This window comes from Stenotrophomonas sp. YJH_SMC_133, assembly GCF_059370655.1.
In genome coordinates, this window is record NZ_JCAFTW010000005.1 from 245,308 (window position 1) to 264,592 (window position 19,285).

At 65.9% G+C, this 19,285-nt stretch carries 15 protein-coding genes; 8 read left to right on the forward strand and 7 right to left on the reverse strand.

Annotation, left to right across the window (positions count from 1 at the left end):
• Positions 1-200: 200 nt before the first annotated feature.
• Positions 201-1,178: a zinc-binding dehydrogenase gene (locus AC5P78_RS09490; RefSeq protein WP_043035266.1), complete on the reverse strand. Its 978-nt coding sequence runs from the start codon at positions 1,176-1,178 to the stop codon at positions 201-203.
• 430 nt (positions 1,179-1,608) lie between these two features.
• On the opposite strand from AC5P78_RS09490, the gene AC5P78_RS09495 reads away from it, so the two are divergent.
• The 4 genes from AC5P78_RS09495 (at position 1,609) to AC5P78_RS09510 (ending at position 5,913) form a co-directional block, all read left to right on the forward strand.
• A complete protein-coding gene (locus AC5P78_RS09495; RefSeq protein WP_414498639.1) occupies positions 1,609-3,972 on the forward strand; it encodes a ribonucleoside-diphosphate reductase subunit alpha in 2,364 nt (787 codons plus the stop codon).
• A gap of 109 nt (positions 3,973-4,081) precedes the next feature.
• The gene (locus AC5P78_RS09500; protein ID WP_024957408.1) at positions 4,082-5,122 is read left to right on the forward strand and encodes a ribonucleotide-diphosphate reductase subunit beta; all 1,041 of its coding nucleotides are present in this window, start codon (positions 4,082-4,084) and stop codon (positions 5,120-5,122) included.
• 25 nt (positions 5,123-5,147) lie between these two features.
• Positions 5,148-5,615, forward strand: a complete 468-nt coding sequence (locus AC5P78_RS09505) for a flavodoxin (protein WP_081284553.1) — start codon at positions 5,148-5,150, stop codon at positions 5,613-5,615.
• Positions 5,587-5,913: a thioredoxin family protein gene (locus tag AC5P78_RS09510; protein WP_005409967.1), complete on the forward strand. Its 327-nt coding sequence runs from the start codon at positions 5,587-5,589 to the stop codon at positions 5,911-5,913. The genes AC5P78_RS09505 and AC5P78_RS09510 overlap by 29 nt, the downstream gene beginning before the upstream one ends.
• 114 nt (positions 5,914-6,027) lie before the next feature.
• Here the strand turns inward: AC5P78_RS09510 and AC5P78_RS09515 are convergent, their stop codons facing one another.
• Complete coding sequence (locus AC5P78_RS09515; RefSeq protein ID WP_012480522.1) at positions 6,028-7,359, reverse strand: Nramp family divalent metal transporter; 1,332 nt, start codon at positions 7,357-7,359, stop codon at positions 6,028-6,030.
• 117 nt (positions 7,360-7,476) lie between these two features.
• On the opposite strand from AC5P78_RS09515, the gene mntR reads away from it, so the two are divergent.
• Positions 7,477-7,947, forward strand: a complete 471-nt coding sequence (gene mntR, locus AC5P78_RS09520) for a manganese-binding transcriptional regulator MntR (RefSeq protein ID WP_005409965.1) — start codon at positions 7,477-7,479, stop codon at positions 7,945-7,947.
• A gap of 40 nt (positions 7,948-7,987) precedes the next feature.
• Here mntR and AC5P78_RS09525 read toward each other — a convergent pair whose 3' ends face one another.
• The 4 genes from AC5P78_RS09525 to AC5P78_RS09540 all read right to left on the reverse strand — a co-directional run bounded on the left by AC5P78_RS09525 (position 7,988) and on the right by AC5P78_RS09540 (position 15,193).
• The gene (locus tag AC5P78_RS09525; protein WP_032965900.1) at positions 7,988-8,536 is read right to left on the reverse strand and encodes a thioredoxin-like domain-containing protein; all 549 of its coding nucleotides are present in this window, start codon (positions 8,534-8,536) and stop codon (positions 7,988-7,990) included.
• On the reverse strand, positions 8,526-10,685 hold the full coding sequence (locus tag AC5P78_RS09530; protein WP_414498638.1) for a TonB-dependent receptor plug domain-containing protein: 2,160 nt from the start codon (positions 10,683-10,685) through the stop codon (positions 8,526-8,528). Before AC5P78_RS09530 ends, AC5P78_RS09525 begins: the two co-directional genes overlap by 11 nt.
• A gap of 260 nt (positions 10,686-10,945) precedes the next feature.
• Entirely contained in the window at positions 10,946-12,925 is a 1,980-nt protein-coding gene (locus tag AC5P78_RS09535) for an autotransporter family protein (protein ID WP_495217192.1), read from the reverse strand.
• A gap of 606 nt (positions 12,926-13,531) precedes the next feature.
• Positions 13,532-15,193, reverse strand: a complete 1,662-nt coding sequence (locus tag AC5P78_RS09540) for an autotransporter family protein (protein WP_231110290.1) — start codon at positions 15,191-15,193, stop codon at positions 13,532-13,534.
• A 211-nt stretch (positions 15,194-15,404) separates the two neighbouring features.
• Here AC5P78_RS09540 and AC5P78_RS09545 point away from each other — a divergent pair, with 211 nt between their 5' ends.
• Positions 15,405-15,665, forward strand: coding sequence for a hypothetical protein (locus AC5P78_RS09545; RefSeq protein ID WP_224481959.1), 261 nt, complete (start codon positions 15,405-15,407; stop codon positions 15,663-15,665).
• Positions 15,666-16,302: 637 nt separating this feature from the next.
• Here AC5P78_RS09545 and fabR read toward each other — a convergent pair.
• On the reverse strand, positions 16,303-16,959 hold the full coding sequence (gene fabR, locus AC5P78_RS09550) for an HTH-type transcriptional repressor FabR (RefSeq protein ID WP_049439070.1): 657 nt from the start codon (positions 16,957-16,959) through the stop codon (positions 16,303-16,305).
• Between the two features lie 92 nt (positions 16,960-17,051).
• Here fabR and AC5P78_RS09555 point away from each other — a divergent pair, with 92 nt between their 5' ends.
• Positions 17,052-18,122, forward strand: a complete 1,071-nt coding sequence (locus AC5P78_RS09555) for a ferredoxin reductase (protein WP_043035259.1) — start codon at positions 17,052-17,054, stop codon at positions 18,120-18,122.
• An 11-nt stretch (positions 18,123-18,133) separates the two neighbouring features.
• Positions 18,134-19,282, forward strand: a complete 1,149-nt coding sequence (locus AC5P78_RS09560) for a fatty acid desaturase family protein (protein ID WP_005413710.1) — start codon at positions 18,134-18,136, stop codon at positions 19,280-19,282.
• Positions 19,283-19,285: the final 3 nt, after the last annotated feature.

A 19,285-nucleotide genomic window follows, 5' to 3' on the forward strand; every position in this document is an offset into this window, starting at 1 on the left:
ATTACCGGGGCAGCGCCATTACCGGGACAGCGCCATTACCGGGGCAGCGCCATTACCGGGGCAGCGCCATTACCGGGACAGCGCCATTACCGGGACAGCGCCATTACCGGGGCAGCGCCATTACCGGGACAGCGCCATTACCGGGGCAGCGCCATTACCGGGACAGCGCCATTACCGGGACAGCGCCATCCGCTGAGGCATCAAGGCCGCAGCAACACCTTGCCGTTACGGCCCGAACCGGCGCCGGCCTTCGCTGCCTGGGCGATGTCGTCCAGTGCGAAGATCTGCTCCACCGGCAGGGTCAGTTCGCCGCTCGCCGCACGCTTCAGCAGTTCGCCAACCAGCCGGCGCTTGTCCTCCACCGCCATCGCCTGGCTGACCTTGCTGCCCCAGAAGCCCTTCACCGTGGCCTCCTTGTAGATCAGGCCGCCGGACGGGATGCGCATCGGTTCGCCGCTCATCACACCGAACGACACCAGCGTGCCGTGGTGGCCGAGCAGGTCGACCAGGTCACCGCTGGCGTCGCCGCCGATGGAATCCACCGCGGCCGCGGCCTGTGCTTCGCCGGTCGCCTCACGCACGCGATCCTTCCAGCCGTCCAGCGAGGTGTCGAATACATGATCGATGCCCAGCGCCTGCAGCTGCGCGACCGCATCAGCATTGCGCACCAAGTTGGCCACATGCACGCCACGCGCCCGCGCCAGCATCGCCAGCGACTTGCCCACCGCGCCGTTGGCGGTGTTCTGCACGATCCACTGGCCCGGCTCGACGTGCAGGAACTCCAGCAGCATCAGCGCGCTCAGCGGCATGGCAATCAGCTGCGCGGCCATTTCGTCGGGGATCGCCTCCGGCATCGGAATCACCATGCGTGCCGGTGCGATGAACGCCTCGGCCCAGGTTCCGTGTACCGAGGCGGCGGCCACCCGCTGGCCGATCTGCAGGCCGTCGACGCCGTCGCCGAGTGCGTCGACCACACCCAGTGCTTCACTGCCACCGATTGCCGGCAGCGTCGGCTTGTAGCCGTAGAGGCCACGCACGGTCAGCAGGTCGTGGTTATGGATCGAGGCCAGCACGGTGCGGATGCGCACCTCGCCGGGGCCGGGCTCGGGCAGCGGCGCATCGGCAATGGCAAGGACGTCGGCCGGGTCGCCGAAGGAGGGGTACTGGGCAGCGCGCATGGGCGGTGTTCCGGGGAAAGTTGATGTTGTACCAAACTGGGGACGCAGGCGCTGTCGACAAGGCGCCGCAGGTGCAACACGGCATCCTGCGACTGATCGTCGCGACATGTGTTGATTACCGCATCTTGTGTTGACGAGTTCGGATATCCCCACTATGTTGTGGCCGTCACTCCCGGTCAGCCGCCGCCGCCGGACATGCAGCAAACGTCCCGCGGCCCGCCCCTGAGGCTTGCCGTGTCGACGCGGCCGCCATCGTGCGGACGCAGGTCGCCCCCACGGCCCGGATACCGGCCGCAGGCGCAGGCAGATGCCGACGACCTACGTTCCCGTGCCCTGGCAATCCACCCGTTCGCCCCGTGCGCCGGTATCGCGTTCAGGGCCGCCATGGCATCGACCGCCAACGCGCGTGCGAGCCTGGAGTTTCACCACCATGACCGACAGTACCTTCCGCGTGGCCGATCTGGCCGGCGCTGGCGACGCCTTGCGCGCCGGTGGCGAGCGTGTGCCGACCTGGATCACCAAGGAGGCCGGCAACCGCCGCCTGCCGTTCGAGGCCGAGCGCCTGCAGCGCAGCATCGACGCCGTGCATGCCGAGTTCCCGCAGCTGGACGCGAGCGACTACCGCCGCGTGGTGCAGGCGATGGTCGAGCGCAAGCCCAGCATCAGCGCCGATGACCTGGTCGATCTGCTGATCCGCGAGGCCGAGTCGCGGGTGGACCTGGTCGCACCCGAGTGGGAACAGTTTGCCGCGCGCATCTACCTGCGCCGCCTGTACAAGCGCGCCAGCCGCAACCGCTTCTACGATGTCGGCCTGAAGTACGGCTCCTACGTGGGCCTGCAGGAAAGCCTGGCCGACCGCGGCATCTACAGCAACGACATCCTGCGCTGCTACTCGAAGGAAGAATTGCAGCAGGCCGGCGAGATGATCGATCCGGAGCGCGACCGACTGTTCGCCTACAACGGCCTGTACCTGCTGGCCACGCGCTATCTGGCCAGCGATCGCAGCCGCGAGGTCTACGAGCTGCCGCAGGAGCGTTGGCTGACCATCGCGCTGTACCTCATGCAGGAAGAAAAACCGCGTGAGCGGCGCATGCAGCTGGTCGGCGAGGCGTATTGGGCGCTGTCCAACCTGTACATGACGGTCGCCACACCAACGTTGGCCAATGCCGGCAAGGTGGGTGGGCAACTGTCCAGTTGCTTCATCGACACGGTGGATGACAGCCTGCAGGGCATCTATGACTCCAACACCGATATCGCCCGTGTGTCCAAGCATGGCGGCGGCGTTGGCGCCTACCTGGGCTATGTGCGCAGCAGCGGCGCGCCGATCCGTGGCGTGGCCAATTCCTCTGGCGGCGTGGTGCCGTGGATCAAGCAGCTCAACAACACCGCGGTGTCGGTCGACCAGCTTGGCCAGCGCAAGGGCGCGGTGGCGGTGTACCTGGACATCTGGCACCGCGACATCGAAGCGTTCATGGACCTGCGCCTCAACAACGGCGACCAGCGCCTGCGCGCGCACGATGTGTTCACCTCGGTGTGCGTGCCCGACCTGTTCATGGAGGCGGTGGAGCGCCGCGCCGACTGGTACCTGTTCGACCCGCACGAGGTGAAGCAGGCCAAGGGCTGGTACCTGCAGGACTTCTACGACGAGACGCGCGGCGCGGGCAGCTTCCGCGACCGCTACGCCGAACTGGTGGCCGACGAGCGCATCAGCCGCCGCACGGTGAAGGCCATCGATCTGTTCAAGCGGATCATGCTCAGCCAGCTGGAGACCGGCAACCCGTTCCTGTTCTACCGCGACGAGGTCAACCGCCGGAACCCGAACAAGCACGCGGGCATGATCTATTCCAGCAACCTGTGCACCGAGATCCTGCAGAACATGAGCCCGACGCGGATGATCCAGGAGATCGTCAGCGGCGACCAGATCGTCACCACACGCCGCGCCGGTGACTTCGTGGTCTGCAACCTGTCCTCGATCAACCTCGGCCGGGCGATCAGTGCGCCGGATGACCTGCTGGCCACCGACGTGCTGGAGCGCCTGATCCCGATCCAGGTGCGCATGCTCGACAACGTGATCGATCTCAATGCGCTGCCGGTGCCGCAGGCCACGATCACCAACCGCAAGTACCGCGCCATCGGCCTGGGCACGTTCGGTTGGCACCACCTGCTGACGCAGCAGGCAATCCAGTGGGAATCACCGGATGCCGAAGAATTGGCCGACCGCCTCTACGAACGCATCAACTTCCTGACCATCCAGGCCAGCGCGCAACTGGCGAAGGAGAAGGGCAGCTACCCGATGTTCGCGGGCAGCGACTGGCACAACGGGCGTTACTTCCGTGACCGCGACTACAGTGGCGCCGCGTGGGACAGCCTGGCCCGCGAAGTGGCCACGCACGGCCTGCGCAACGGCTGGCTGCTGGCGGTGGCGCCGAACATGAGCACCGCGCAGATTGCAGGCTCCACGGCCTCGATCGACCCGATCTACAGCGCGTTCTACTACGAGGAAAAGAAGGACTTCCGGCGGCCGGTGGCGGCGCCGGGCCTGTCGCTGGAAACCTGGCCGTACTACGAGAAGGGTGCCTACAAGGTCGACCAGTTCGCCAGCGTGCGCCAGAACGCGCGCCGCCAGCGCCATGTCGACCAGTCGATCAGCTTCAACCTGTACGTGCCCAGCACCATCCGCGCCAGCACGTTGCTGGAGCTGCACCTGAGCGCCTGGCGCGAGGGCCTGAAGACCACCTACTACGTGCGCTCCAACGACATCGACATCAGCGAATGCGAATGGTGCTCCAGCTGATCGCCGGCGACCCACGGCAATGCCGGCCGCTGCCCGGCAACCCCGTGATCTTCGGTAGTGCCGGCCGCTGGCCGGCAACACGATAGAAAGAGAACGAAGGCAGAAAACCATGGCAACTCCCCTCGACCGCATCAAGATCCTCGAACCGCGCCATCCCAACCGCAGCACCGGCATCATCAACGGCCGCACCAGCGGCATCCTCAACTGGAACGACATCCCGTACCCGTCGTTCTATCGGGCCTACAAGGAGCTGTCGACCAACTTCTGGATTCCCGACGAGGTCGACATGAAGCTGGACGCGCGCCAGTACGGCGAGCTCAACGCGCGCGAGAAGAACGCCTACGACTCGATCATCGGCCTGCTCGCCACGCTCGACTCACCGCAGACCCGCTTCATCTACAACGTGGCCGAGTACATCACCGACCCGGCCGCGCACGCCAATGCGGCGATCATCGGGCAGCAGGAAGTGATCCACAACGAGAGCTACAGCTACGTGCTGGCCTCGATCACGGACCTGCCCAACCAGAACCGCATCTTCGAGATCGCCCGCACCCATCCGACCATCATCAAGCGCAATGCGCCGATCATGGGGGCGTATGACGATTTCATGCGCGAGAAGACCGCCGAGACCCTGCTCAAGTCGTTGATCCAGTCCTCGATCCTGGAGGGCATCAATTTCTATTCCGGGTTCGCGTACTTCTACAACATGGTGCGGCAGAACCGCATGAACGGCACCGGCAAGATCATCAGCTTCATCAACCGCGACGAGCTGGCGCATACCAAATTCATCAGCGAGCTGATCCGCGCCATCATCGGCGAGAACCCGGAGCTGCAGACCAACGAGCTGACCGCCTACGTACACCAATCGTTCGAGCATGCCATCGAGCTGGAGACGCAGTGGTCGTCGGAGGTGCTGGATGGCATCGACGGCATCGACGTGGACGAGATGGTGCGCTACGTGAAGTACCGCGCCAACAAGATGGCCGGCATGCTCGGCATCGAACGCCTGTACAGCGACACCACCGACAACGTGATGCCGTGGATCAAGGCCTACGCCGACAACTTCACCGAAACCAAGACCGACTTCTTCGAGATGCGCAATGCAAGTTACAAGAAGACCAACGTCGACAACGGCTTCGACGACCTGTGAGTCCGGCGCCGCGCTGAGCATCCTGGTGGTGGTCGCCTCGTTGAGCGGCAATACCCGCGAACTCGGCCGGCAGATCGCCGAGCGCTGCCGCGCTGCCGGCCATGTGGTGCACTGGCAGGAGGCCGACGACCTGCGCCAGGCGCCGCCGCTGGCGGCCGACGAGGCTGACCTGGTGCTGCTGGGCTGTTGGACCGACAACGCCGGCCGCACGCCGTCGGAGATGAAGGCATGGGTGGCCGGTATTGCCGAACGCGGCGAGCGGCCGCGGCAGCTGGCGGTGTTTGGCACCGGCGAAACGCAGTGGGGGCAGGAGTACTACTGCGGCGCCGTGCACCGCCTGATCCGCTACTTCCGCAGCGACTATCCGCCGCTGGAAATCGAACAGATGCCGCATGGTCAACGCCATGCGGGGGCCATCGAGGCCTGGACCGACGCGGTCCTGGCCCACTATTGGAGCAACACCGATGCAGATCATCGACGCCACCACGCCTGAGCAGTTCCAGCAGCTGCTGGCCGAGCACCCGCGGGTGCTGGTGGATTTCCACAAGGACCAGTGCCCGGGGTGCCGGATGCTGGAGATGTCGTTGCACCGGGTGGCCAACAGCGTGGCGGGGCAGGGCACGACCCTGCTGCGCGTGCAGCTGGAAGTGCTGGGTGAGGCGTTCTTCAGGGAGCTGGGGCTGCGGCAGACGCCGACGCTGTCGCTGTTCCGTGACGGTGACGAACGTACGCGCCTGGCCGGGTTCCAGTCGCCGCAACAGATCGAGGCCGCGATCGCGTTACATCTGTAGCATGGAGATGGTGGGGTCGGATCCCTTGCCAGAGGCAGGGGCTCTGGCCCCGCACCATGTAAAGGCATCCACGCATGGCGTGGATCTACCGGGGCAGGGGGCGCGCATTTGGCATCACCCGCCGCTGAAGGTATCCACCAGCAGCTTCACGTTCAATACCACGATCACCAGCGCGATCACCCAGGCGATCGCGCCCAGCCAGCGCGGGGCTACCAACGCGCCCATCGTCATCTTGTCGGTCACGATCCGCACCAGTGGGATGATCGCGAACGGCAGCTGCATCGACAGCACCACCTGGCTCAGCACCAGCAGCTTTACGGCGCCCTGGTCGCCGAACAGCATGATCACCACCACCACCGGAATGATTGCCAGTGCGCGCGTGATCAGCCGCCGCAGCCACGGCGGCAGGCGCAGGTGCAGGAAGCCTTCCATCACGATCTGGCCGGCCAGCGTGGCGGTCACTGTCGAATTCAGGCCCGACGCCAGCAGGGCCACCGCGAACAACGTCGCCGCCGCGCCCACCCCCAGCATCGGCGCCAGCAGCTGGTGGGCCTGTTCGATGTCTTCCACGTCGAAACGGCCATTGGCATGGAACACCGCCGCCGCCAGGATCAGGATGCTGGCGTTGATGAACAGTGCCAGGGTCAGCGCAAGGGTACTGTCGGTCACCGCCCAGCGCAGCGCGCTGCGACGGCCCTCATCGGTGCGCGGGTAGGCACGGGTCTGCACGATGGACGAATGCAGGTACAGGTTGTGCGGCATCACCGTGGCACCAATGATGCCGATCGCGATGTACAGCGCGTGCGGATCGGTCACTACCTGCGCGCGCGGAATGAAGCCGCCCAGCACGTCCATCACCGGCGGTGCGGCCAGCGCGATCTGCACCATGAAGCAGCCGAAGATCACCATCAGCAGCGCGATCACGAAGGCTTCCAGCGCACGGAAACCGCGGTTCATCAGCAGCAGCACCAGCAGCGTGTCCAGGGCGGTGATCACCGCGCCCCACAGCAGTGGCAGATCGAACAGCAGTTTCAGTGCGATCGCGGTGCCGATCACCTCGGCCAGGTCGCAGGCGATGATCGCCGCCTCGCACAGCGCCCACAGCGCCAGGTTAACCGGCTTGGGGTAACGCGCGCGGCAGGCCTGGGCCAGGTCCATGCCGGTGGCGATGCCCAGCCGCGCCGAAAGCGCCTGCAGGATCACCGCCATCAGGTTGGAGACGAGGATGACCGACAGCAGCAGGTAGCCGAAGCGTGAACCGCCGGCGAGGTCGGTGGCCCAGTTGCCCGGGTCCATGTAGCCGACCGAGATCATGTAGCCGGGGCCGAGGAAGGCCAGCAGGCGGAACCACCAATGGCCCTTGTCGGGCACCGCGACCGAGGCGTTGAGCGCACCCAGGCTGGCCGGAGTGGAGGCCGAAGGGTCACGGGGCGCCAGGGTGTTCATGGATTCGAATATAGCTCCTGCTATAGTCATTAGCAATGTGAAACAATCGTCTTTATCGCGTTACTGGTCCAGAATTCAGGTTCAACACCGGATCCCCCCGGAAGGACAGGCGCAGGCGTGGGCAAGACCGACGATTCGACATCGCTGAAAAGCACCCCCTTGATCGAGGCCGAGCGCCAGGTCGAGAGCTTCCGGCAAGTGCGCGAGGCGCACCGGATGGAGCTGGTGGAGGACTATGTCGAGCTGATCTCGGACCTGCTGGCCGACGGCGGCGAGGCCCGCCAGGTCGACATCGCCACCCGCCTGGGCGTGGCCCAGCCCACCGTGGCGAAGATGCTGCGGCGCCTGGCCCGCGATGGCTGGGTGGTGCAGCGGCCGTACCGCGGCGTGTTCCTGACCCCGGAAGGCGAGGCGCTGGCCCATGCCAGCCGCCAGCGTCATCAGACCGTGGAGCGTTTCCTGCTGGCGCTGGGCGTGGACGCGGATACCGCGCGGCGCGATGCCGAGGGCATCGAGCACCATGTGAGCGAGCAGACGCTGGCGTTGTTTGAAGCGTTCGTGCGCAAGGCCGAGGGCGGGGCGCTGTAACGGTAGCGCCGGGCCATGCCCGGCGGCATTTCGCGCGACCCTACAATCCAGGCGGGCAGCGTGCCTGTTCCTGCGCGCACGCCCGTTTCGTCCATTCCTTCAGCACTGGCTGCAGGCCGTCGTAGCGTCGCCCTTGCCAGCCATTGGCCAGCACCGTGCCGTCGGCATCGATCAGTACCAGATTCGGCGGTGCCAGCCCAGCCAACGCCTGCAGTGCCGGCATGCGCGCGGTGCGGCGCGGGTCCAGCACCGGCCACGGCATGTCCTGCGCGTGCATGTAGCGGCGCAGCGCGGCCTCGCTCTCATCCAGGCTGACGTACACCACTTCGGTATCGGCGCCGGCCTCGCGCAACGCGTCGCGCACGCTGCGCAAGGTGGGTACAAAGGCATGGCACGGTGCACACCAGTCGGCACCAAAGTACAGCGCCACCAGCTTCGGCGGCGGCGTCCATTGCATCGGCCGCAGCGTGCGCTGTTCCGGCCGCATCAGCGAGGCCGAAACCTGCGCATGCAGGTCCGTGGCCATTGCGGGTGCGCCCAGCAGCAGGGCGCTGACCAGCGACAACGTTCGCAGCAACTCAGAACGCATAGCGCAGGTTGACGTACCACGAGCGCGCGAAGCGCGGCCCGTAGACATAGTCGCTGTCACGCAGCGCGCCCACTTCCAGATCCTTCTGGCGCTGATCGAACACGTTCTTGACGCCAGCGGCTACCGACACTTCCTGCTGCGCCTGCGCGCCCAGATGCCGGTGCCAGCGCGCCCCGAGATCGGTGACCAGGAACGAGCGCGTACGGTGCAGCTCGCCCAGCCGGTTGTTCAGCACCGACATCGGCCCGGTATGGCGCAGCGCGACGAAGGTCTCCCACGGTTCGGCCGGCATCCAGCTCAGCTGGGCCAGGCCGGTCCAGCGTGGGGTCTTCAGGTAGTCGCGGCTTTCGATCACGGTGTCGCCACCATCGCCGGTGTCGTCGAAGATGCGCTGTGGTTCGCGGAAGCGCGAGCGGTACCACGAGGCACCGGCGGTCAGGCGCCACTGCGGAGACGGCTGCCAGCCGAGGTTGGTTTCCGCGCCCAGCACGTTTGAACCGGAGGCGTTGTAGCGCAGCTGGCTCAATTGCCCGTCATCGCCACGCTGGATCTCACCCAATGCGAAGGTGTCGCGGATGCGTGCATAGGAGGCCGTGGCATCCCAGCTCCACACCGGATTGGCCGGGTCCGAGCGCCAGTCGAAGCCGAACAGGGTGGTCAACGCGCGCTCTTCCTTCAGGCCATCGGTATTGCGCACGCGCACCTGCTCGCCCCCCAGCGTGTCGACATGCACGTCCTCGACGAAGATCTCCGGAGCACGGAAGCCGGTAGCGATGCCGGCACGCCACTTCAGGTTGGGCGTGGCCTGCCAGGCCAGCGCGATGCGCGGCGAGAACACCGCGCTGTCCAGTTCCGAGCTCTTGTCCACGCGTGCACCCAACACCAGGTCGACGTTGTCGCGCAGGCTCCACTCGTCCTGGATGAAGGCGCCCAGGTTGTGGAAGGTCGCATCCTCCAGTACCGCAAGACGCTGGCCGTCACCGGTGCGGTTGTCGTCGCGCAGCGCCTCGTGCTTGTACTGCACGCCGAAGGCCAGCGCGTGCGCACCCAACCGCCAGTTCAACTGGCTGTCGATGTAGTGCAGCGGGTTGTGGGTGCGGCCGTACTGGCGCCACGAACGCGAGGCCGCGCTGCCGGCCACGTTCGGGTCCAGCTGCGACGGGTCATAGCCCGGCGCGGACGGATCGGTGACTACGTCGCCCAGACCGCCATAGAAGCTGTCGCGGTCAATGTCGGCGAAGGCGTAGGCCAGGCGGAAATCGACGTCGGCATTGATTTCCTGGTCCCACGATACGCTGCCGCGGCGGTATTTCGTATCCAGCGATTCGGCGATGTTGGCCAGGTATTCCGGCTGGTCCAAGCGGTTGCCGCCACGCCGGGTTTCATCGGTCACCTGCAGGTCCAGGCGCAGCCGCGTTCCCGGCGTCGGTGCGTACCAGGCCTGCAGCCCGCCGACCTTGAGGTTCTTGCGGGTGATTTCGGTGTAGCCGTCACCGTTGTAGTCGATGCCGCTGTTCCAGTTGCGCTGGGCAATCACCGACAGGCCGGCGTCTGCTTCCTTGGCCACCAGGTCCAGCCGCACATCGGCGTTCTTCTGCGGCGTACCCTTCAGGACATCCACGCCGGCCTGCACATGGCCACCGCTGCGCGCCGGCAGCGGCGGAATGAGGTTGATCACACCGGCAACCGCACCCGGCCCATACAGCGCCGAACCACCGCCCTTGACCACTTCGATGCGGTCGACGAACCCGGCCGGGATCTGTTCCAGGCCGTACACGCTGCCCAGCGTGGACAGCAGCGGGATGCCATCGAACAACAGCTGGTTGTAGGCGCCGGGCAGGCCCAGCAGCTGTACTTCGCTGGTATTGCAGTTCTGGCAGTTGCTTTCCACGCGCAGGCCGTTGATCAGCTCTGCGGCGCGCGAGAAGTCGGTGGCCGCGCGCAGCGCGATGTCTTCCTTGCGCAGCACTTCGGTGCGGATCGGCACGTCCGACAGCAGGCGTTCGCTGCGGGTGGCAGTGTTGACCTTGACCTGCACGCGGTCCAGCTCGGTCGGCTTCGGTGCGGCGGCCAGTGCGGGCAGTGGCAGGGTCAGGGCGATGGCGGCGGCCAGGGGCAGCCGATGGAAGAGGGGGGTGGCAACGGGCATGAGGGCGTCGTCCTTGGGAGAGGAAAGGCGGCGAGGGCGACCTGGCTGACGTATATGAAAGCAGAGGGTTATAGATATAGCAAATGCTATATAAATAAGTCGGTGCAATCACGAAGCCGAAAGCAGGATCAGACCATCGCGGACGACATTGTTATAACATTACAAATAAGCGCCAGAACCCTGCCGGATGTCATGGCCGGCAGGGTGCGAGGGGAGTTGAGGAACGCCGCCCCAGGCCTGGGCCCGGGGCGGCGTTGGCCTTACCAGGCGGCGCGCAGGCCCACTTGGGCACCATGGTTGCGGTAGCCGCTGTCGCCGCGCTGCACACGCAGGTCACCCCATGCGCTCCAGCGCTGGCCCAGCTGCAGCTGGGCACCGGCCTGCACTTCGTAGCGGTTCTCCGGCGTCTTCGCGCTCAACGACTCGCTGTTGAAGCGCATGGCCTCATCGCGCTGGCCACGCAGCCAGTTCACCGCCAGGAACGGCTGCACGCGGTTGCCCTGCAGCGTGCTCTGGCCAAACAGGCGCAGGCCGAGGCGGCTGTTGAGGCCGCCGCCGCGACCGTCTTCGACCGTGGTGCCATTGTTTTCAACCAGACTGTCGCCGTCGTAGTCGGTCCAGGTCAGCTGCGCCTGCGGCTGCAGGTACAGCGTGCTGGCCTCAGTGCTGCGGATGGCCCAGGCATAACCGGCTTCCAGCGATGCACTGCGGGTCCTGGAGTCGTAGGTCTCACGGGCGATGCCTTCGCCCTGCACCTCGTTGTCGAAGCGCGCCGCCTGCAGCCAGCCGTCCACATACAGGCCGGCACTGCTCTGTGCATCCTGCACCCAGCCCAGGTAGACACCGGCCGACTTGCCCTTGACCTTGCCGCGGGTGCCATAACCGCTCAGCGTCGACACCGCCTGTGTGGTCGCCTCGCCGGTGCCGAGCATGACGCCGACCTGGCCACGGCCATCGCCCCAGCGCCAGACATCGCTGCCCAGCTGCAGGGTGTTGATGTGGGTACGGGCATCGACCTGGCCGGCCACGTTGGCTTGCAGCTGGTCACGCCCGGCGCGCACCCAGGTGCCGGTGCGGGCGCGGTCGAAACCGGGCTCGCCGCGGTCATGGCGGCGCAGCTGGAACATCTGCACGGCCGCGGCCTGGTTGGCCAGGTACGCGCCCGGCTCCGGACGCAGCACGGGGACCGGATCGACCGGATCGGTGGGATCGACCGGGTCCACAGGGTCGACCGGGTCCACGGGATCCACCGGCGTGCACTCCGGCAGCGACGGATTGATATCGCACGGATCGCCGGTGTAGACCGAGGTCAGGTACCAGTTGCCGTTGGCGGCGCCCGGCGAGCCCTTGTGCAGGAAGTACTCGTGCATGCCGCCGATGGCACGACCCTGCATAGTGAACTTGCCATTGCTGGTACCGTCCACCTGCACCAGCGGAATACCGTTGACGGTCTGCGCGCCAGCACCGGCAATGTTGTTGACGGTGACCTGGGTGGTGCCACTGGTATCACCGGTCACGTGCATGCGCGAGCTTGCTGCGTCGTCGCCGGCCAGCACGGTGTTGAAGTGCAGGGTGCCGCCATTGCCGGTGTAGTTGCCGTTGACCGTCAGCTGCGGATAGGCCGCAGTGCCCGCTGCACCGAGGAAGATGCTGCTGCCTGCACCCAGGGTGAGGTTGCCGGTGTTGCTGTCGCCGGACAGCGTCCAGCGACCGCCCTGGTCGACGATGACGTCGGCTGGGCCGAGGATACGGCCGGTGAGGTCGAGGCCGTCAAGGAAGCGCAGCGTGCCGCTGGCGGTATCGGCAATGGTGATGTCGCCCTTGAGCGTGGAGGTGCGGGCGGTGAGGTCGAAGTGGGCGTTGTCGCGGGTAGAGATGATGACGCCGTTGCTCCCCACCAGAGTCGCATCATTCTGTATCAACAGCGTATCCGGGCGGGATACAGAAGGCAGATGAGCGCCGAACAGAATGGCGCTGCCGTTGCTTGCTTCGACGTGTGAACCATCAACCATCACGCCCCAGTCGGCGAGATTCTCTTCGATGGTTGGGCTCGAGATGATCAGGATTCCAGCTGTGGCTCCGTTGACCGTCGAGCCATTGCGCAGCGAAACGGAGCCCGCACCGACAGAGACCCCATACGTACCGCCGGAAATGGTCGAACCGTCTACATCAGCGTAGCCGCCGGCGAGCACCTGCAGTCCGATGCGTGTGGAAGTGAGCGAGCTGTCGATCAACGACACTCTGGGGTAGGGGCGTCCATTGCCATCGACAGCGCCTGATCGTGCCAAACCAAGGGCCGGGCCGGTTGTGGCGCTCAGCACCGAATTGCGGAAGACCGCTGTTGAGCTCCGTACGAAATTGCCTGTGGTTGACGTGAAGCCAGCACCATCTGCGTTGATGATTGTCTGGTGTGTGCCGCCTGCAGAGAACGAGTCCAGTGCGCCCATGCGGGCGCCCAGAACATTGGCGGTTCCTCCATGGACGGAGAGATTCTGTCCCTCGAAGGCACTTCCTGGGGTAATGGTGACGGTCTGGCCTGGGCCGACGTCGACAGCATTTGCGGTGCCCATGGCGGCGAGCATCAATGAGCTGGCTACGGCCAGACCCAACCGCGAACGGGCAAAGTTGGAAGGAAACTTCGGCGTGAACTGCATAATGCGCATGGGTGTTTCTCCTTGAAGCTCAGTGGGGCGGAACCTGCATCCGCAGGGCCGGAGGCGGCACTGTGCGGATCGGGTCCTGCCTGAGCCATGCAATTAATCTGAAATGCGGAGTGCGCCCGGGAGGTAAACGGAGCAGAATCCAGTCTCTGAATCTGCTCCTTGCAGGGCATTCCGTAGAGACGCTTACCAGGCGGCGCGCAGACCCACCTGGGCACCATGGTTGCGGTAGCCGCTGTCGCCGCGCTGCACACGCAGGTCACCCCATGCGCTCCAACGCTGGCCCAGCTGCAGCTGGGCACCGGCCTGCACTTCGTAACGGTTCTCCGGCGTCTTCGCGCTCAGCGACTCGCTGTTGAAGCGCATCGACGCGTCGCGCTGGCCACGCAGCCAGTTCGCCGCCAGGAACGGCTGCACGCGGTTGCCCTGCAGCGCGCTCTGGCCAAACAGGCGCAGGCCGAGGCGGCTGTTGAGGCCGCCGCCGCGACCATCCTCGACCGTGGTGCCATTGTTTTCGACCAGGCTGTCGCCGTCGTAGTCGGTCCAGGTCAGCTGCGCCTGCGGCTGCAGGTACAGCGTGCTGGCCTCACTGCTGCGGATGGCCCAGGCATAACCGGCTTCCAGCGATGCGCTCCGAGTCCTGGAATCGTAGGTCTCGCGGGCGATGCCTTCGCCCTGCACCTCGTTGTCGAAGCGTGCCGCCTGCAGCCAGCCGTCCACATACAGGCCGGCACTGCTCTGTGCATCCTGCACCCAACCCAGGTAGACACCGGCCGACTTGCCCTTGACCTTGCCGCGGGTGCCATAACCGCTCAGCGTCGACACCGCCTGCGTGGTCGCCTCGCCGGTGCCCAGCATCACGCCGACCTGGCCACGGCCATCGCCCCAGCGCCAGACATCGCTGCCCAGCTGCAGGGTGTTGATGTGGGTACGGGCATCGACCTGGCCGGCCACGTTCGCCTGCAGCTGGTCACGCCCGGCGCGCACCCAGGTGCCGATGCGGGCGCGGTCGAAGCCGGGCTCGCCGCGGTCATGGCGGCGCAGCTGGAACATCTGCACGGCCGCGGCCTGGTTGGCCAGGTACGCTCCGGGCTCCGGACGCAGCACGGGGGCCGGGTCGACGGGATTGACCGGGTCCACCGGATCGACCGGGTCAACAGGATCGACCGGATCCACCGGCGCGCACTCCGGCAGCGACGGATTGATATCGCACGGATTACCAGTGTAGGCCGAGGTCAGGTACCAGTTGCCGTTGGCAGTGCCGGGCATGCCCTTGCGCAGGAAGTATTCGTACATGCCACCGATGGCGCGGCCCTGCATGGCGAAGGTTGCGGTGGAGGTGCCATCGACCTGCACCAGCGGAATGCCGTTGACGGTCTGCGCACCGGCGCCATTGATGTTGTTGACCACGATCCGGGTGTTGCCGCTTGCATCGCCGGTGACGTGCACCTTCGAAGTCGGCGCATCGTCGGCGGCCATCACCGTATTGAAGTGCAGCGTGCCGCCCTGGCCGACATAGTTGCCGTTGACGGTCAGCTGGCGGAACTCACCCGGCCCGAGCAGGATGTCGCTGCCCGCACCCAGGGTGAGGTTGCCGGTGTTGCTGTCGCCGGACAGCATCCAGCGGCCGCCCTGGTCGACGGTGACATCGGCCGGGCCGAGGATGCGGCCGGTGAGGTCGAGGCCGTCGAGGAAGCGCAGCGCGCCGGTGGCGGTATCGGCGATGGTGATATCGCCCTTGAGCGTGGAGGTGCGGGCGGTGATGTCATAGGCAGCATCGCTACCGATCTCAATGATATTCCCATTGCCTCCGACCAGAACGGCATTGTTCTGCAGGGCGACTCGCATGACTTCAGGGTGCGTCCCAGCAGCAAGCGACAATGCGGCTCCGGCTCGCCCTTCCAGCCGCGAATCATCTACGAGCAATCCCCAGTAGGAGCTGTCGGGAGACTCGGCAGCGAGCACGGTGGAATAGCTCATCCTGATGCCATTTTCTTCGCCAATGGCGCTGGATCCACTCCGAAGGTTGACCGCAGCAGCACCAATTCGAATGGCAATCATGTCGCTGGTCAATTGTGTCCTGCTGGCATTCAAGGTGCCGCCGGCGTTTGCATTGAGTGCGAAAGAACGCCCGCTGATCTGGCTTTCGTTTGCTGTGATTGAAGCGCGGGGGCGCTCGGGGGAATGTCGTTGCGAAGAGAGCGTCATGCCGCCGAGAACTGTTGAGTTATCAAGGATGGCATTGCTGTTTGCAACCTGGCTCGGGCTTGTTGAGGCGTTGTTGAGCGTTGCGCCGTACAGTTGGATGCTTGACGGCTGACCACCTGCAGTTGAAGCCGAACTGATCCTGCCTACGTTCGCGTCGCGAACAATGAGCGTTCCACCAGCCAACGATACTTGGGTGCCTTCGCGAGGGCTGCCCGGCGTGATCACGAGCGTCTGCCCTGGGCCGATCGACTGGGCCTGCGCCCACGACGCTCCACCGGCCAGAATCAATGCGGTGGCAATAATCTGGCTCAGCCGTGATCGGACAAAAGTGGAAGCAATCTTCGGTGTGAACTGCATCATGCGCATGGATGTGTCTCCTTGGAACGTTGGGTGGGACCTGCATCCGCAGGGCCGGAGGCGGCACTGTGCGGATCGGGTCTTGCCTGGGCCATGCAATTAATCTGAAACGCCTGCAGCGACACCGATTGGGTTCAAACGCCGTTCACTGACGTATTCAGCTGAATGGGTCGCCGTGCTGGAATAGTGCACGGCAGGTGAGGGCGTCATGAAGATCGTGTTGGAACCACGCGAAACCCTATTCACATATGTAGATATGTGACGGGTGATCCAGTTCATGCAGGCGCGCGGGCGTCCGTCGCTGCGCTGCGACAATCGAGGTGAAGACCCACTGGGGAGCGCAGCGTCTGCCGCCAGGGCCGGACGCCATCGATCCGGCAATCGGGCAGGAATCAGCCGCGGCGGAACGCGGCGGGGGTGCGGGCGCCGACGATGATCATGCGGATCATCGTGGAGATCTGTTCAACCAGCTCCGGATCCTTCTCCGGCGGCAGGTCCATGGCGGTGGCGCCCATCGCGAACACCAGCCGGGTGATGGCCTTGGCCACCAGTTCCGGGGCATGCAGTACGGCGCCATCCAGTGCGGCCAGACGCACCAGGTCGTGCTGCAGCTCTTCCTCGAAGTAGTGCAGTTCGCGTTCGACCGCGTGCTTGAAGTCGTCCGAGCCGACCGCGCCTTCGCGCAGCAGCACGTGCAGCAGCTTGTCGTCGGCGCGCAGCTGCTCCATGAAGGTCTCCACGGAAACGCGCACCACGCTGGTGGCGGTGGAGGTGGCGCGCTGGCGGGCCTCGCCGATGATGGTGCGCAGCGAGCGGCCGGCGGCGTCGATCAGCGCCACGGCCAGTTCATCCATGTCGCGGAACTGACGGTAGAAGCTGTTCGGCGCGATGCCGGCCTCACGTGCCACTTCGCGCAGGCTGAGCGTGGACAGGCTGCGGTGCGGCCCGATCAGTTTCAGGGCGGCGGCCAGCAGATCCTCGCGGCTCACCGTACGGCGGGCCGGGCTGTTGGCATCTTCGGGCGGCGACAAGGCGGTGGCGGCGGCCATGGGGGTTCCGGTGGGGCGAGGCTGAATCATACCCAATCCGGTTCAATATACACATGTATACACAGGTGTATGTGCGCCCGTATAGTTCGCTCATGAGCGCTGTCGTCCGTCCGTCCCTGTTCTCTCCCTACCGCTGGGTCTCGCCGTCGCTGTTCGATTTCTGGGCGGGCCAGCTCAATCCCCTGTGGACCCTGCGCGAGCCGGTGGCCCGCCTGGTCCGGCGTGAGCCGGCCGGCGAGGGCGCGGCGACCCTGGTCCTGCGCACCAACCGGCACTGGGCCGGCATGCGTGCCGGCCAGCACGTCACCCTCGGCGTCGAGATTGAAGGACGCCTGTGGCAGCGCAGCTACAGCCCCACCGCACTGGGTCGGCGCGAGCTGGCGATCACCGTCAAGGCGATCGACGGCGGCCGGGTCAGCCAGCATCTGGTCAACCACGCGCAGCCGGGCGAACTGTTCCGCCTCGATGCCGCCTTCGGCGAGTTCCATATGCCGGCCGCGGCGCCGGTGCTGCTGCTGGCGGCCGGCAGCGGCATCACGCCGATGCGCAGCCTGTTGCGCGAGGCCTGCCAGCGCCCGCTGGCAGCGCCGGTGGACCTGTTCTACTGGGAGCGCACCGCCGCCCATCTGCAGTTCCGTGATGAACTGCAGGCGCTGGCCGCGGCCCATCCGAACCTGCGCGTGCACCTGCTGACCACCCGCGAGGGTGAGGTGCCGGCCGCGCGAATCGATACCCATGATCTGCAGGTGGCCGGCGATGACACGCCGCTGGCGCAGCGCCATGTGCTGGCCTGCGGCCCGGACGGCTTCGTTGCTGCCGCGCGTGAGCGCCTGGCGCACCAGGTGGCTGGCTTCCAGGCCGAAGCCTTCACCCCGCCGGCGCCGCTGCGCGATGCCAGCAGCGAAGGCGAGGTGTCGCTGACGCTCGCGCGCAGTGGCCGCCAGCTGAGCGTGCCGCGTGGCCGCTCGCTGCTGGAAAGCCTGGAAGCCCATGGCATCAAGCCCAAGCATGGTTGCCGCATGGGCATCTGCAATACCTGCACCTGTGATCGCGTCAGTGGCGCCACCCGCCATCTGCGCACCGGCGACCTGCAGTCCGAATCGGCACAACCGGTGCGGATCTGCGTGAGCGCACCGACCACCGACCTGACTTTGGATCTCTGAGGACGCCTGCCATGACCCGCGCTACCGACCGTGCCCTGAGTACTGCCGAGATGCATGCCTTCGGTGAGGAACTCGACGCGATCCGCGACCGTGTGATCGGCAGCCTCGGCGCCTCCGATACCCGCTACATCCGTCGCGTGGCTGCCGCCGTGCGCTGGTTCGGCGTGGGCGGCCGTGGCCTGCTGTTCCTTGCGGCGTTCTCGCCACTGTTCTGGATGCCGCTGCTGTGGCCGGCCGCGATCACCGGCACGCTGCTGCTGGCGCTGTCGAAGATCCTGGAGAACATGGAGCTGGGCCACAACGTCATGCACGGCCAGTTCGACTGGACCGGCGACCCCAAGCTCAATGGCAACACCTACGAGTGGGATATCGTTGCCACCGCCGACAACTGGCGCAAGACCCACAATTTCCGCCACCACACCTACACCAACGTGCGTGGCATGGACGATGACATCGGCTACGGCCTGCTGCGCATCTTCCCGGAACAGCGCTGGAAGCCGTTCTACCTGCTGCAGCCGATCATCGCACCGATCTTCGCGCTGCTGTTCCAGTGGGGCGTGGCCGCGCAGGACCTGCGCCTGGGCCGTTGGCTGAAGGGCCGCATCAGCGGCCGTGCGATGTGGATGCAGACCCGCCCGGTGGCGCGGAAAATGGCCCGCCAGGTGCTGAAGGACTACGTGTTCTTCCCGCTGCTGGCCGGCCCGTTCTTCCTCACCGTGATGCTGGGCAACATGGTGGCCAACGGCCTGCGCAACATCTGGACCTACGTGATCATCTTCTGCGGCCACTTCACCGCCGAATCGGAAACCTTCCCGAAGGAATGCCTGCGCAATGAATCGCGCGGCCACTGGTACCTGCGCCAGCTGCGCGGGTCGTCCAACATCAGTGGCGGCTTCCTGATCAACGTGCTGTCGGGCAACCTCAGCCACCAGATCGAGCACCACTTCTACCCGGACCTGCCGGCCAACCGCTATGCGGCCATCGCCAAGGAAGTGAAGGACATCTGCCGCCGTTACGGCCAGCACTACAACAACGGCTCGCTGCCGCGCCAGTTCGGCCAGGTGGTCTGGCGCATCCTGCGTCACGCGTTCCCGAGCAAGCCGCGCCGCCTGCCGATGTCGGACATCATGTCCGCACCGGCATCGGCCAACGCGGGCTGATCG